A 13190-nucleotide genomic window follows, 5' to 3' on the forward strand; every position below is an offset into this window, starting at 1 on the left:
TTGGGCACGATGACATCCTTCCAGCCCGTCCCGCAGGACAAGCCAACTCAGATGTCACCTACTCGTGCAGCAGACCCATTCCCGGGATCGTGGTGGCGAAGGGGAAATCTGACGGGGATGCCACGTTGCCACCTCACATGCAGATGTCATTGGATGCGCTCTTGTCCTCGATCTTGGCTGCGGTTCGCCTCGCTGGAATCGACGTCTACCGCAACGACGAAGATGAGCTCCCCTCAACGGGATTCACGCGCGCTGCAATCCGAGGAACCGTCGCGGACCTAGTTGCGGAAGGGCTGCTCCATGCCGGAACAGAACTGCACTGCACACGTGCCGGACGGCAAGGTGTTGGCACGGTTGCATCAGACGGTCAAATCATCGTCGACGGTGTCGGATACAAGGCGCCATCGCGCGCAGCTGGTGCGTCCCTGGGCGCGGATACCTCCACGGGATACGGAGGTTGGGAGATGTGGCATGTGGGTTCACCCGGCGGCCCGACGCTCGCGGCGCTGCGAGCTGAACTGCGGGGACGTTAGAAGCGCCGACGCCTTGGGAGAGCCACGCTGCGGCGCGACTCGTGGACGGGTCGCACTTCGATGTCGTGGGCAAGGGCTACCGTGTTGTTGTGGAACTCACCGATGTACTGGACCACGCGGAACGAGAGCGTCTCGCTGCGCTTGGCGCGCTTGATGGCGCAAGGCAAGGTGAGCTGGGGCAGTTCTTCACGCCGGCCCCCGCCGCGCAGCTCATCGCATCGATGGCGAAGCTCCCGCCTGTTGATACGCTGCGTGTACTCGATCCTGGAGCCGGATCAGGCATGCTGTCGGCCGCGGTTATCGCCCGCGTACTCGCAGAACGTCCCGAATCTTCGATAGAGGTGGTCGCGCTCGAACGCGATCCCACGGTCATCCCGCACCTACGGGCAACCCTCGGAGCATGCGAGAGTGCATCTAGTGGACGTTTGTCGGTTCGAATAATCGAGGCGGATTTCATCCTCGGCTCGACCGGTATGGATGGACTGCTACCAAGCTTGGGCGAGTTCGACTTGGTTATTGAGAACCCGCCATACGGAAAGCTCGCTGTGTCGAGCGCACACCGGCGCGCGATGCGTGGGTCTGGGGTCGATGCCCCGAACCTGTACGCTGCGTTCCTCGCGCTCTCGGTGTCCGCTCTTCGACCCGGGGGTCAGATTGTCGCAATCACCCCTCGGTCGTTCTTCAACGGCCCATACTTCTCCACTTTCCGCCGATTCTTTCTGAGCCGTGTCGCACTAGACCACATTCACGTATTCGAGTCGCGCTCGACCGTCTTTGCAGACACCGGCGTCCTTCAAGAGAACGTAATCTTCGCGGGAACGATTGACGGTGATCGTCAACAAGTCGAGCTTTCGGTTAGTCGCGACCATACCGACGCGACTTCGCGGCGCACCGTCCCCTATGACGAGGTCGTCCAGCCGCACGACCCGCACCAGTTCATTCGACTCGCGACAGATGCCGAGGATATGGCAACGGCGGAACTCATGCTCTCGCTACCCAGCAGCCTAAGCGACCTTGGCGTGGAAGTGTCTACTGGGCGGGTTGTCGACTTCAGGTCACGTCATGCACTGCATCACGACGCGACTGACGGCGCGGTCCCTCTCATCTACCCGGGAAACATTCGGGAAGGCAAAATCGATTGGCCGAGGGAAATCCGCAAGCCTCAGTGGTTCTCGACGACCGAGCCAAGAGATCAGAACCTACTTGTTCCGGACGGATGGTACGTCGCAGTTAAGAGGTTCAGCGCAAAGGAGGAGCGACGTCGCATCGTCGCCGGCGTATGGTCACCCATGATGGCTGGAGGGAGGGTTGCATTCGAGAATCACCTCAATGTATTCCACATTCGAGGCGCTGGCCTCGATGAGGCTCTCGCGCGGGGTCTCACCGTTTGGCTCAATTCGTCGTTGGTCGATCGCTTCTTCCGCACGTTCTCAGGGCACACCCAGGTGAACGCGACCGACCTCCGCTCAATGAGATACCCGAGCCTAAACATGCTTCGAGCGCTCGGAAAGACCGGCGCAATCATGCAAACGGAGGTAGACGAAGCTGTGCGGGAACAAATCGCAGCCTGAGACTGCCGGCCATCATCAACGCTCGATAGCACCCATGAGCGTTTCCTCCACATCAATTCTCAGGTTGGGCAGGCGCGGCGTACTGGCCGCGGATCACGCTTTGGCCCCGCTGGCAGCCGCTACCTGCTGTACAGAAGTGGGAAGCCTTCCTCACGCATGATCGCCTCGTCCTGATCGAATTCATCTTCCAGATACGTCACGAACTGCGAGAATGGCCGGAACATGCCCGTCTTGTAGTAGGCGGCATCCCGGGTCTCCCGAGGACGTCGACGCACATCGACAAGATTGTCGATCATGTCCCACGGCCGCGCGAACCATAGCCCGACACCTACGAACCGCTCAGTTGGCGCTTGCGCGCGCCCAATGACCTGCGCGTGAAGCAGGAAGACCGGGGCTTCCAGATCCGAAGCAGCACTGACGATGTCGTCACAGTCCGTTGTGTCGAGCTGGAACTGGGCCATGGGAGAACCAACTCCTCCGTGCGGAAGCGAGCTCCGACCGCTCTTCAGCTCGAGCCCGAGGCGCGCTGAGCCGTTGGCGGAGCGCGCGACAAAATCCGCGGTCGCCACCCTGTTGGGGTCGGAGCGCAGTCCTCGCGGCTGGAGTGTTACGGGGTCGACTTCGGACAACTCCAGTTCCGCGAGGTCGCCAAGAAGCTCCCGCCACTGAGTCTCGACGTATCGCGCCGAAGCGATGCCGCGACCCAGCGAGCGGATCACCCGATCACACGTGCCGCACAGGAACCACTGAGTGAGGCTCACGACCGTCTCTGTGTTGCAATGACTGCAATAGCCCTCGATCTGCTCCCCCGAGATCCACTCCGGATCGCGACCGCTGAACGCGTCCGCCGAAAACGCCTGACGGCACGCCTCGCACAAGAAGTAGGACCGCAGCTCGCTGTCTCGCGCAGGCGCTGAGTCTCGAGCGCAGGTGTACGAGGCGTAGGGATCGGCTGCGAGGCTGCGTCCAGTTGAAGCCAGGGCAGCGACGATAGTTACAAGCGATGACTCACCAATTCCCGGAATCGCGAGGACCTCGCGTCGGTTCAATGCAGCAAGTCCATCCAGATCGGTAATTCCAACCTTCTTGAGTCTGGTCCCAACCCCGCGCATATGCTCAATAGAATCGCTCACGCGAATCGACAGTAACGGAGTTCGACCGGGCACAGGCACCAACGTGGCGACCACGAGCAGGCCGACCATCCGAGGCAGAGGACCTGCGACGTCACGCACCCGCAGCAGATCTTGTGCCATTAATGTGCCATTAAGTGCGCGAAGACGAACTGAAACCAACTGTAACGGTGTCGAAGAATCCCAGATCAGCGCGATATCGCGACAACAAGAACTGAGCGGAAACCGCCCAGGCTCACTGAAAATCGAAAGGTCACCGGATCGATGCCGGTCGGAGCCACAACGAAAACCCCCGGGAGACCGGGGGTTTCGTCGTTTCACCTGCACGTCGACGTGTCACCACGTGCGTGAACCCGCCGGGGGCCGCACCACGCGGCCCCGACGAGGATTCAGTAGGGGTGATTCGCGTTGTTGTGCGTCGGGATGTCGATGTTGATCTGCTGGAACGGCTCGAGGTAGAAGAGCGCGAACTTCCGGATCAGCTCCTCGAACGCGGTGTACAGCGCCGGCGCGCCGGGCAGCGGCAGGCCGGCCTCGCGAAGCTTGATGAACACCGGCCACACCTCCTCGACGGTCGCCTCGAGGACCGGGCGACGGGTGAGCTCGAGCATGTCGGTCACCTCGTCGCCGAGCATGTAGCGCGTGACGGCCTCGAACAGCGGCTGGGTGACGAGGGAGAAGTCGATGTACTGGCCGAGGTTGACCAGCATGTCGGCGAGCTTCACCCCCTCATCCGTGCGGGCCAGGATCGGAACGAGCACCTGCTGGCGCTGCAACTCCGCCTCTTCCCAGCTCGAGGGGATGAATTCGTCGATCACACCCAGCATGTGGGCCGTCACCTGCCACAGGTGCAGGTAGGCATCCCGCTCGTTCTGCGGGATCTCCACACCCCACTCGTCGAGCTTCTGCATGACCGACGAGGCGAGGCTGTGCCACGTGATGAGGATGTCGAACTGACTGATCGGCCGCTTCTCCGGCTCGTCGGCGACCTGCATCCAGTACGGCGACTGCGGCAGCAGGTGACGCACGGCGGAATGCGTCAGGCGCGTCTTGACGCACGTGACGATCATCTTCCCGTCCGGCCGGTAGGCATGGAAGTCGCCGATGTCGTACCCGAGCTTCGCGGTCTTCGCGATGCGATCCCTGATGTCGGCACCGCCCTTCGACCAGTACACGGCCCGGGCCTCGCGCGGGATCGCGGCGCTCATCATGCCGCTGTTCATTCCGTAGAGGACGCCGAGGTACAGCCCACGCTTCGTGGCGAACCGGTACGCGACATCGAGCTTGCCGAGGTCCGCCCAGTCGGGAAGCCTGCGCGCCTCGTTGACGACACGCCTCACGTCGGACGGCAGGAGCCACGACGGGGACTGCCAGTTGTAGACCCAGGGCTTGAGCAGTGCGTTGACGCCGGGGACGCCGCCGCGGTCGAGCAGGTCGGCGATGACCGGGTCGGTGAGGTCGTCCCAGACGTACCGCGGGTCGCGAACGGTATCGGTCGCGGCGATGGACCCAGCCGAGGACCACGTCCATGCGTGTGCCGGCGAGATCGCGTTGAGAGCACCTGCGGCACCCAGGGCTCCACCTGCGAGCAGCAGTTTGCGTCGACTGAGATCTGGCATATCGAACTCCCTTGTCCTCCAGCTGCCGCGACGGTGCGGCTTCTGCGCATCGTATTGCCTTATCGGCAGATCGACAATAACTACCGACGATCTGCCGATACGGGTGGACTCCGGAGCTTCTCGCCGGGCTCGCGGTCCTGGCGGGAGGCGTACGGCAGGATGGCCGCATGGGGACAACGCGTCACCGCCTCCCACCCGACGAGCGGCGCAACCAGATCGTGGCCGCGGCCGGCACCGTCTTCGCCACGCGCGCCTACGATGACGTCTCGACCGGCGAGATCGCCGACGCGTGCGGCGTGAGCCGCGGACTGCTCGGCCACTACTTCCCCACCAAGCGCGCCTTGTACCTCGCCGTCGTGGAACGCCTGCTCGGGGCACCGCGGCTCCTGGCGCCCGCCTTCGTCGAGGGCGCGACGGTCGAGGACCGGATCCGACAGGGCACCACCGCCTGGGTGGACAAGATCGCCCGCGGTCGCGAGACATGGCTCGCCGCATCCGGCTTCCTCAACTCTTCGCTCGACCCCGACCTGGCTCGGATCGTCGACGCCTACATCGACAGCATGTCGGACCAGATCTGCGAGACGGCGGGTCTGCACGAGGTGCGTGACGACCCGGCCGTCCGCGCTGCACTGCGCGGGTACTCCGCCTACGCCACGACCATCACGCGCCGCTGGCTCACTGCGGGCGACATCTCTCGCGAGCAGCTCGAGACCCTGCTCAGCAGCACGCAGATCTCGCTCGCGCGACGCACCATCCCCGAAGTCCTCGGAACGGACTGACGCCGCCCGCATCCTCGTCTCGACCCCGACTACTTCCTCTTCTCCGTCTTGGCAAGCGTCTTTCTGCGAACCGTCGGTGGTGCTTCTCTTCGAGGACACCCCCCGCGATCACGAGGAGGAGGCGATGATGGACTCGAGCAGGACACGGCGTGAGGAGCAGCGGACGGGCGCACGGCTCCGGCGGCAACGCTGGACCGACGCATGCCTGGCGGAACTGCCGCGGCTGCGCGGGCGACGGCGCGGAGCGATCGAGGACGCCATCGTGCGCGCGCACTTCGATCTCGTGGCGGGGATCGCCCGGCGCGTGGCGCCGGGCTACCGGGAGCAGGAGGACCTGCGCCAGGTGGGGTGCATCGGCCTGGTGCACGCGGTTCGCCGCTACGATCCCGAGGTCGGCGACGACTTCGTGGCCTTCGCCATCCCGACGGTCATGGGTGAGATCAAGCACTACCTGCGCGATGCCGGATGGTTCGTGAAGCCGCCGCGTCGCGTCCAGGAGCTCGCCGTCCGGCTCGATGCCGCGAGCGGCGAGCTCTCGCAGCTGCACGGCCGCCCGGCAGACCTGGCCGAACTGGCCAGGCACCTCGGCGCGACGCCGCTCGACGTCGGCGAGGCGATGCGCGCGAGGGAGAACCTCCGCCCCGCATCGCTCGACGTGGCGGCGGGCGGTCGCGAGGAAGCCGAACCCGGCGCGATCGCCGGCGGCGAGGACGATCCGGGGTTCGAACGCGCCGAGATCCGCGTCACGCTGCGCCGTGCCGCGCGCAACCTGCCGGAACGGGAACGCCGCATCCTCTACCTGCGCTTCGTCGAGGAGCGCACGCAACGCGAGATCGCGGCCGACGTCGGCGTCACGCAGATGCAGGTCTCGCGGCTCCTGAAGGCGACGCTCGAGCGCATGCGGCACGAGCTCGAGGGCGGCGCGTCCGCCGAGCGACGAGCCGGGTCCGCGCGCGGCGGCACGGCTCCGGTCCCGCAGCGGGCCGGCCGACCGGTCGATCTCGCACCGGACACGGACGCGCTCGCGGCCTGACCCCGCCGCGGCGACGCGCCTCAGGCTCGGGTCGCCGCGCGGGCGAGCAGGTCCTCCGCCGCGGCCAGCACGTCGTCGGCGCCGACCGCGAGCAGGGCGGGGTCGGGCTCGTCGGTGAAGACTTCGCCGCGACGGACCGACGGGTCGGTCAGCACGACGTGCCGACCGGTGTCGGGCGGGCCCCACTCCTCCGGCGTCGCAGGGCCGAAGAGCACCACGGACGGCCGCGCGTAGGCCGTCGCGAGGTGCGCCGCGCCGGTGTCCGCGGAGACGACGAGCCGGGCATCGGCGATGAGGGCCGCGAACCCCGCGAGGTCGAGCCGACCGGCGAGGACCGCGGCATCCGGAAGCCCGGCCGCCCGGGCGACCGCCTCGGCGCGCTTGCGCTCCTCCGGGCCCGCGGTCACGACGACCGGCAGGCCGCCTCGGGCGAACGCTCGGGCGACCGCGGCGAACCGCTCGACGGGCCAGCGTCGGGCGCCGTGGAAGGCGCCGACGTGCACCACGACCGCTTCGCCGACCGCCGGGTCGGTGCCGGGCCGGGCGATCCCCACGTCCGCCGCATCCGCGGATGCGCCCCACGCCCGCACCAGCCGCACCCAGCGCTCCCGTTCCTGCATCCCCTCGATCCACTGCGGTCCCTCCGGCGAGTCGGGGGCGTGCGCCAGAAGCCGTCGCGGCCCGGTCTCGGCGAGGAGCCGGGTGCTTTCGGGGCCGCGTCCGTGCAGGTTCACGGCGAGGTCGACCGGGCGCCCTGGCAGGTCGAGCGGGTCGTCCAGCCCGTTCGCGGGCAGCAGTTCGTCCACGGCATCGACCAGTTCGACGAGCGGGGCGAGCCACGAGCTCGTCGCCAGGACGATGCGATGCTCGGGGAAGCCGCGCCGCAGCCCGCGCAGCGCGGGCACCGCGACGAGGAGGTCGCCGAGCTTCAGCGCGCGAAGCGCCAGGAGCATCGGTCGATCGGCTCCGCGCGCGGACATCGGGACAGGATGCCACCTCGGGGCCGGGAAGGGAACCCCCCTCCCGCGTCGTTTCGCCCGACCGCCTCTGGGTAGCGCCACGGTATGGACCATCGCCTCCCTCGCGCCGTGCTGTTCGACCGCGACGGCACGCTCATCCGCGACGTCCCGTACAACGGGGATCCCGATCTCGTCGAGCCCATGCCGACCGCCGTCCAGGCGGTCCAGCTGCTCCGCGCGCATGGCATCCGCATCGGCGTTGTGACCAACCAGTCCGGCATCGGCCGGGGCCTCGTCGGCGCCGCGGAAGTGGAGGCCGTGAACGCCCGGGTCGAGCTCGTGTTCGGCGGATTCGACGTGTGGCGCGTGTGCCCGCACCATCCGGACGACGGGTGCGCGTGCCGCAAGCCGGCGCCGGGGCTCCTCATGGACGCGTGCGACGCGCTCGGCGTCGCGCCGGAGGACGTGGCGATGCTGGGCGACATCGGCGCGGACATGGCCGCCGCCGAGGCCGCAGGGGTGCGCGGCATCCTCGTCCCCACCGAGGTGACGCGCCACGAGGAGATCCGAGCGGCGCGGGAGGTCGCCGCCACGACCGGCGATGCCGTCCGCACCCTGCTCGGGGACCGGAGCGCCGCATGATGGGCGTTCGCACCGAGCGCGTGCTCGTCGCGCGACTCGACAGCCTCGGCGACCTGCTGCTCTGCGGACCGGCGATCCGCGCCATCGCGGCGCGCGCCGAGGTGCACCTGCTGTGCGGACCCCGCGGCGCGGCCGCGGCGCGGATGCTGCCCGGCGTCGCCTCCGTGCACGTCTGGGACGCGCCGTGGATCGCATCGCCCCCGCCCGTCGCGTCGCGCGGGCACCTCGAGGAGCTCGCCGGGATCCTCGCCGAGGTGCGGGCCGACGCCGCGGTCGTGCTCACGTCGTTCCACCAGAGCCCGCTGCCGCTCGCGCTCCAGCTCCGCCTCGCCGGCGTGCCGCGGGTGACCGGCGCCTCCGTCGACTACGCGGGATCGCTCCTCGACGTCCGGTTGAAGCCCGGCGAGGACTTCCCCGAGTCGCAGTCCGAGGTCGTGCGCGCGCTCACGATCGCGGCAGCGGCGGGCTACGAGCTTCCCGAGGGGGACGACGGCCGCCTCGCCGTCGAGCCGCCGCCCGAGCGCTCGCCCGACCTCTCAGAGCTTCCGGAGCGGTACGTGGCCGTCCACCCCGGCGCCGCGGTCGGCGCACGCGCCTGGCCGCCCGCGAACCACCGCGACCTCGTGCGGCGCCTCGCCGAGCGCGACGTGCCCGTCGTCGTGACCGGCGGACCCGACGAGCGGGAGCTCACCGCCTCCGTCGCCGCCGACCTCGCCGTCGACCTCGGCGGCCGCACGCCCCTGCCCGACCTCGCCCGCGTCCTGCGACAGGCGGACGTGGTCGTGGCGGGCAACACGGGCGCGGCGCACCTGGCCGCCGCGGTACGGACCCCGATCGTGAGCCTGTTCTCACCGGTCGTCGACGAACGGTGCTGGCGACCGTACGGGGTCCCGGTCGTCCTGTTCGGCCGGACGGATGTCGCGTGCGCCGGCACGCGCGCGCGCGACTGCCCGGTGCCCGGTCACCCGTGCCTGGCCGACGTGTCGGCGCCGGCCGTCGCCGACGCCGTCCTCGCCCTTCGTCCCGCCGACGCGGCACGAGCCGTGCCCGCGGAGACGGGCTCGCGCCGAGCCGAGGCGGTGCCGGCATGAGGATCCTCATCTGGCACGGGCACGGCGGATGGACCGACGCGTTCGTCCGCGGACCCCACGAGTACCTGCTGCCCGTCGACGAGCACCGCGGCCCGTGGGGGCTCGGGCGGGGCGGACGCGACTGGCCCGCCGCGCGCGAGGTGCCCCTCGCCGAGCTCCGCGACGAGCACGTCGACCTCGTCGTCCTGCAGCGCACCGAGGAACTGGTCCTCGCCGAGGCCCTCCTCGGGCGCCGGCCGGGCCGCGACGTGCCGGCCGTCTTCGTCGAGCACAACACCCCAAGACCCGAGGCGGCGACCACGCGGCATCCGCTCGCCGACCGCGACGACCTGCTCATCGTGCACGTGACCTGGTTCAACCGGCTCATGTGGGACGTCGGCCGCACGCCCACCACCGTCATCGAGCACGGCGTGCCCGACCCCGGGCTGCAGTACCGGGGCGATGTCGAGCGCATCGCCGTCGTCGTCAACGAACCGGTGCGGCGCGGGCGGATCACCGGGACCGACCTGTTGCCGAGCTTCGCGGCCGCCGCCGGCGTCGACGTCTTCGGCATGGGCGCCGACGAACTGCCCGGCGCGCTCGGCCTCGACGCCGCGCGGCTGCGACCCTGCGGCGACCTGCCCACCGCGCGGCTGCACGCGGAGATGGCGCGGCGCCGGCTCTACCTGCACCCCATGCGGTGGACCTCGCTCGGGCTCTCGCTCATCGAGGCCATGCAACTCGGCATCCCCGTCGTGGCGCTCCAGGCGACCGAGGCCGCGCGCGCCGTGCCGCCCGGCGCCGGCTTCCTCTCGGCGAACGTCGGCGAACTCGTCACCGCGGCCCGGTCGCTGCTCGCGGACCCCGAGGAGGCCGCCCGCCTCGGCGTCGCCGGCCGCGAGGCCGCGCTCGAGCGCTACGGGCTCGCCCGATTCCTCTCCGACTGGGACGCGGTGATCGCCGACCAGGTGGAGCGCACTCCCGGCCGCGGTCGCGCACTCGTCTCGGGTGCCGCGACGCGGTCGGCCGGATGGAAGGAGACCTGATGCGCATCGCGATGGTGTCGGAACACGCAAGCCCGCTGGCGACGCTCGGCGGCGCGGACGCGGGAGGCCAGAACGTGCACGTCGCGGCGCTCGCCACGGCGCTCGCGCGTCGCGGCCACGACGTCCGCGTCTACACGCGGAGGGATGACGCGGCGCTGCCGCGCTCGGTCGACTTCGCGCCGGGCGTGGAGGTCGTCCACGTCGACGCCGGACGGCCCGAGCACGTGGCGAAGGACGACCTGCTGCCGTTCATGCCGGCCCTCGCCGAGGGCATCGCGGAGGACTGGGCCGGCTGGCCGCCGGACGTGGCGCACGGGCACTTCTGGATGTCCGGGCTCGCCACGCTCGACGCGGCCGACGCCACCGCCGATCCCCCGGCGGTGCTGCAGACCTTCCACGCCCTCGGCGTCGTCAAGCGTCGCCATCAGGGCGCGGCGGACACGAGCCCGCCCGAACGCGAGTGGCTGGAGCCCGGGGTCGGCCGCGGCGCCGACCGCGTGGTGGCGACATGTTCCGACGAGGCGTTCGAGCTGAAGAAGCTCGGCGTCCCCCAGGACCGGATCTCGGTCATCCCCTGCGGCGTCGACCTGCAGCACTTCCGCCCCGACGGCGACACCGCGGCGCGGGGCGACCGCCCGCGCGTGCTCGTCGTCGGCCGGATGGTGCCCCGCAAGGGCGTCGGCACCGTGATCGAGGCGATCTCGCTGCTCGCCGCGGACGGCGTCGACGTCGAGCTCCTCGTCGTCGGCGGCGGCGCACCGGCGGGCGGCACGGATCCCGAGCTCGACCGGCTTGCCGCCCTGGTGACGCGATTCGGCGTCGCCGACCGTGTCGAGTTGCGGGGCCAGCTGCCCCAGTCCGACCTTCCGCCGGTGTACCGGTCCGCCGACCTCGTCGTGTGCGCGCCCTGGTACGAGCCGTTCGGCATCGTGCCGCTCGAGGCGATGGCCTGCGGCCGACCGGTCGTGGCGTCCTCCGTCGGCGGGCTGATCGACACGGTCGTGCACGGCCGCACCGGGCTGCACGTGCAGCCGCGCGACGCCCGCGCCGTCGCCGACGCGATCCGCGAGCTCGTCGTGGACCCGGAGCGCGCCGCCCGGCTCGGCGCAGCGGGTCGCCGGCGGGTCGCCGCCCGCTACTCGTGGGACCGGGTCGCCGCCGACACCGAGCGCGCCTACCTGGCCACGTTGCGCGCACCGCGCACGGCGGGCACGGCCGCGACCCGAGGAGCGGTCCGATGAGCGGCACGACCCGCGTCCGCGTGGCGACGACGCCGGCGCCGGGCACCGAGACCGTCGCGGACGCCACCGCCGCCACCGCCGCCGCCGTCCTCGAACGCCACCTCGAGGGCACCCTCGACGTGGTGCGCCGGCTCGACGCCCACCGCGAGCGCATCGCCCGCTGGGGCCGGGTGCTCGCCGAGCGCCTCGACGCCGGCGGACGCCTGCTCGTCGCCGGCAACGGAGGCTCGGCCGCCGAGGCCCAGCACCTCGCGGCCGAGCTCACGGGGCGGTTCCGCGACGACCGCAGGCCCTTCTCGTCGATCGCCCTGAGCACCGACACGTCGGCCGTGACGGCGATCGGCAACGACTACGGGTTCGACGAGGTCTTCGCCCGTCAGGTCCGTGCGCACGGCCGCCCCGGCGACATCCTGCTCCTGCTCTCGACGAGCGGCTCCAGCGGCAACCTGCTGCGCGCCGCGGCCGCCGCCGCCGATCTCGGCCTCCTCCGCTGGAGCATGACCGGCAGCGCCCCGAACCCGCTGCACGCCGCCTGCGACGACGGCATCGCGCTCGACGGCGCCGCCGCGAACGTGCAGGAGGCGGAACTCGTGGCCGTCCACGCGCTCTGCGTGGCCTTCGAGCATGCGCTGGAGGACCGGTCGTGACCGGGCGCATCGTCGTCGTCGGCGACACGCTGCTCGACGTGGACCTCGCCGGCGGCGCGACTCGGCTCGCCCCCGACGGCCCCGTCCCGGTGGTCGATGTCACCTCGCGGAGGGAGCGCGCGGGCGGCGCCGGCCTGGTCGCCGCGCTGCTCGCCGCCGACGGGGTCGAGGCCACGCTCGCCACCGCGCTGTCGCGGGACGCCGGCGGCGACCGGATCCGACGCGCGCTCGGCGGCATCCGCGTCGCGGCGGCCGAACTCGCCGGACCGACCCCGACCAAGACGAGACTGCACGCATCGGGTCATCCGGTCGCACGCATCGACGAGGGCTGCGGGACGATCCCGCCGATCCGCCGGGTCGGCCCCGTGGTCGACGCGATCGCCGCGGCCGACGTGGTCATCGCCTCCGACTACGGCCGCGGCCTGCTCGGCGAGCCGGAGGTGCGCGCCGCGCTCGCGGAGTCGGCGCGGTCCAAGCCGATCGTGTGGGATCCGCACCCGCGCGGCGCCGACCCCGTCGAGGGCTGCGCGGTCGTCACGCCGAACCGGTCCGAGGCCGCCGGGTTCGCCGGCCGCCGGATCGACGATGCGGAGAGCGCCCTGGTGGCCGCGGCCGCGTTGCGCCTCAGGTGGGGCAGCGGATGCGTCGTGCTCACGCTCGACGCCGACGGCGCGGCCGCCGTGCTCGACGACGCGACGAGCCACCTGGTGGCCGCCCAGCCGATCGAGGTGCTCGACGCGTGCGGCGCCGGCGACCGCTTCTCCTCCGCCGTCGGCCTCGCGCTTGCACGCCGCTCGACGATGTCGGAGGCGATCGCGTCGGGAGTCCGCGCGTCGGGCGACTTCCTCGCCGCGGGCGGGGTGGCCGCCCTGCCGGCGCCGACCGCCGCGGCCCGGCGCCCGCTGCAGGCCGTCGGCTGA

At 70.6% G+C, this 13190-nt stretch carries 13 protein-coding genes; 10 read left to right on the forward strand and 3 right to left on the reverse strand.

The genetic code is table 11. The features are described from left to right. Positions 1 to 143 precede the first annotated feature (143 nt). Complete coding sequence (locus ACQ393_RS13220; RefSeq protein ID WP_430647585.1) at positions 144 to 533, forward strand: hypothetical protein; 390 nt, start codon at positions 144 to 146, stop codon at positions 531 to 533. 89 nt (positions 534 to 622) lie between these two features. Then, positions 623 to 2104, forward strand: coding sequence for an Eco57I restriction-modification methylase domain-containing protein (locus tag ACQ393_RS13225; RefSeq protein WP_430647322.1), 1482 nt, complete (start codon positions 623 to 625; stop codon positions 2102 to 2104). A gap of 119 nt (positions 2105 to 2223) precedes the next feature. On the opposite strand, the gene ACQ393_RS13230 is transcribed toward ACQ393_RS13225, so the two are convergent. Both ACQ393_RS13230 and ACQ393_RS13235 read right to left on the reverse strand, forming a co-directional pair. Then, positions 2224 to 3306, reverse strand: a complete 1083-nt coding sequence (locus ACQ393_RS13230) for a helix-hairpin-helix domain-containing protein (protein ID WP_430647323.1) — start codon at positions 3304 to 3306, stop codon at positions 2224 to 2226. Positions 3307 to 3623: 317 nt separating this feature from the next. Beyond that, positions 3624 to 4853 (reverse strand): oxygenase MpaB family protein, encoded by a 1230-nt coding sequence (locus ACQ393_RS13235; RefSeq protein WP_430647324.1) that lies wholly within the window; start codon positions 4851 to 4853, stop codon positions 3624 to 3626. Between the two features lie 167 nt (positions 4854 to 5020). Between ACQ393_RS13235 and ACQ393_RS13240 the strand changes: the two genes are divergently transcribed. Both ACQ393_RS13240 and ACQ393_RS13245 read left to right on the forward strand, forming a co-directional pair. After that, on the forward strand, positions 5021 to 5632 hold the full coding sequence (locus ACQ393_RS13240) for a TetR/AcrR family transcriptional regulator (protein ID WP_430647325.1): 612 nt from the start codon (positions 5021 to 5023) through the stop codon (positions 5630 to 5632). Between the two features lie 127 nt (positions 5633 to 5759). Continuing rightward, complete coding sequence (locus tag ACQ393_RS13245) at positions 5760 to 6665, forward strand: sigma-70 family RNA polymerase sigma factor (RefSeq protein ID WP_430647326.1); 906 nt, start codon at positions 5760 to 5762, stop codon at positions 6663 to 6665. A gap of 20 nt (positions 6666 to 6685) precedes the next feature. On the opposite strand, the gene ACQ393_RS13250 is transcribed toward ACQ393_RS13245, so the two are convergent. Then, complete coding sequence (locus ACQ393_RS13250; RefSeq protein WP_430647327.1) at positions 6686 to 7645, reverse strand: glycosyltransferase family 9 protein; 960 nt, start codon at positions 7643 to 7645, stop codon at positions 6686 to 6688. An 84-nt stretch (positions 7646 to 7729) separates the two neighbouring features. Here ACQ393_RS13250 and ACQ393_RS13255 point away from each other — a divergent pair, with 84 nt between their 5' ends. Genes ACQ393_RS13255 through ACQ393_RS13280 form a run of 6 tightly spaced genes read left to right on the forward strand, consistent with a single transcriptional unit; the run spans position 7730 to position 13190 of the window. Next, complete coding sequence (locus ACQ393_RS13255) at positions 7730 to 8266, forward strand: D-glycero-alpha-D-manno-heptose-1,7-bisphosphate 7-phosphatase (protein WP_430647328.1); 537 nt, start codon at positions 7730 to 7732, stop codon at positions 8264 to 8266. After that, entirely contained in the window at positions 8263 to 9357 is a 1095-nt protein-coding gene (locus ACQ393_RS13260) for a glycosyltransferase family 9 protein (protein WP_430647329.1), read from the forward strand. The genes ACQ393_RS13255 and ACQ393_RS13260 overlap by 4 nt, the downstream gene beginning before the upstream one ends. Then, on the forward strand, positions 9354 to 10382 hold the full coding sequence (locus ACQ393_RS13265) for a glycosyltransferase (RefSeq protein WP_430647330.1): 1029 nt from the start codon (positions 9354 to 9356) through the stop codon (positions 10380 to 10382). The genes ACQ393_RS13260 and ACQ393_RS13265 overlap by 4 nt, the downstream gene beginning before the upstream one ends. Beyond that, positions 10382 to 11623, forward strand: a complete 1242-nt coding sequence (locus ACQ393_RS13270; RefSeq protein WP_430647331.1) for a glycosyltransferase — start codon at positions 10382 to 10384, stop codon at positions 11621 to 11623. Before ACQ393_RS13265 ends, ACQ393_RS13270 begins: the two co-directional genes overlap by 1 nt. Then, entirely contained in the window at positions 11620 to 12270 is a 651-nt protein-coding gene (locus ACQ393_RS13275) for a D-sedoheptulose-7-phosphate isomerase (protein WP_430647332.1), read from the forward strand. The genes ACQ393_RS13270 and ACQ393_RS13275 overlap by 4 nt, the downstream gene beginning before the upstream one ends. Further along, the gene (locus ACQ393_RS13280) at positions 12267 to 13190 is read left to right on the forward strand and encodes a PfkB family carbohydrate kinase (protein ID WP_430647333.1); all 924 of its coding nucleotides are present in this window, start codon (positions 12267 to 12269) and stop codon (positions 13188 to 13190) included. The genes ACQ393_RS13275 and ACQ393_RS13280 overlap by 4 nt, the downstream gene beginning before the upstream one ends.

Source organism: Agromyces sp. GXS1127 (assembly GCF_050565425.1).
Classification (GTDB): Bacteria; Actinomycetota; Actinomycetes; order Actinomycetales; family Microbacteriaceae; genus Agromyces.

What these genes read in the sequence shown, in the direction of transcription:
- ACQ393_RS13240 (WP_430647325.1), top strand. Translation starts at nt 5,021, where the DNA reads ATGGGGACAACGCGTCACCGCCTCCCACCCGACGAGCGGCGCAACCAG.
- ACQ393_RS13260 (WP_430647329.1), top strand. Translation starts at nt 8,263, where the DNA reads ATGATGGGCGTTCGCACCGAGCGCGTGCTCGTCGCGCGACTCGACAGC.
- ACQ393_RS13265 (WP_430647330.1), top strand. Translation starts at nt 9,354, where the DNA reads ATGAGGATCCTCATCTGGCACGGGCACGGCGGATGGACCGACGCGTTC.
- ACQ393_RS13250 (WP_430647327.1), bottom strand. Translation starts at nt 7,645, where the DNA reads ATGTCCGCGCGCGGAGCCGATCGACCGATGCTCCTGGCGCTTCGCGCG.
- ACQ393_RS13270 (WP_430647331.1), top strand. Translation starts at nt 10,382, where the DNA reads ATGCGCATCGCGATGGTGTCGGAACACGCAAGCCCGCTGGCGACGCTC.
- ACQ393_RS13245 (WP_430647326.1), top strand. Translation starts at nt 5,760, where the DNA reads ATGGACTCGAGCAGGACACGGCGTGAGGAGCAGCGGACGGGCGCACGG.
- ACQ393_RS13230 (WP_430647323.1), bottom strand. Translation starts at nt 3,306, where the DNA reads ATGGTCGGCCTGCTCGTGGTCGCCACGTTGGTGCCTGTGCCCGGTCGA.
- ACQ393_RS13255 (WP_430647328.1), top strand. Translation starts at nt 7,730, where the DNA reads ATGGACCATCGCCTCCCTCGCGCCGTGCTGTTCGACCGCGACGGCACG.
- ACQ393_RS13220 (WP_430647585.1), top strand. Translation starts at nt 144, where the DNA reads ATGTCATTGGATGCGCTCTTGTCCTCGATCTTGGCTGCGGTTCGCCTC.
- ACQ393_RS13235 (WP_430647324.1), bottom strand. Translation starts at nt 4,853, where the DNA reads ATGCCAGATCTCAGTCGACGCAAACTGCTGCTCGCAGGTGGAGCCCTG.
- ACQ393_RS13275 (WP_430647332.1), top strand. Translation starts at nt 11,620, where the DNA reads ATGAGCGGCACGACCCGCGTCCGCGTGGCGACGACGCCGGCGCCGGGC.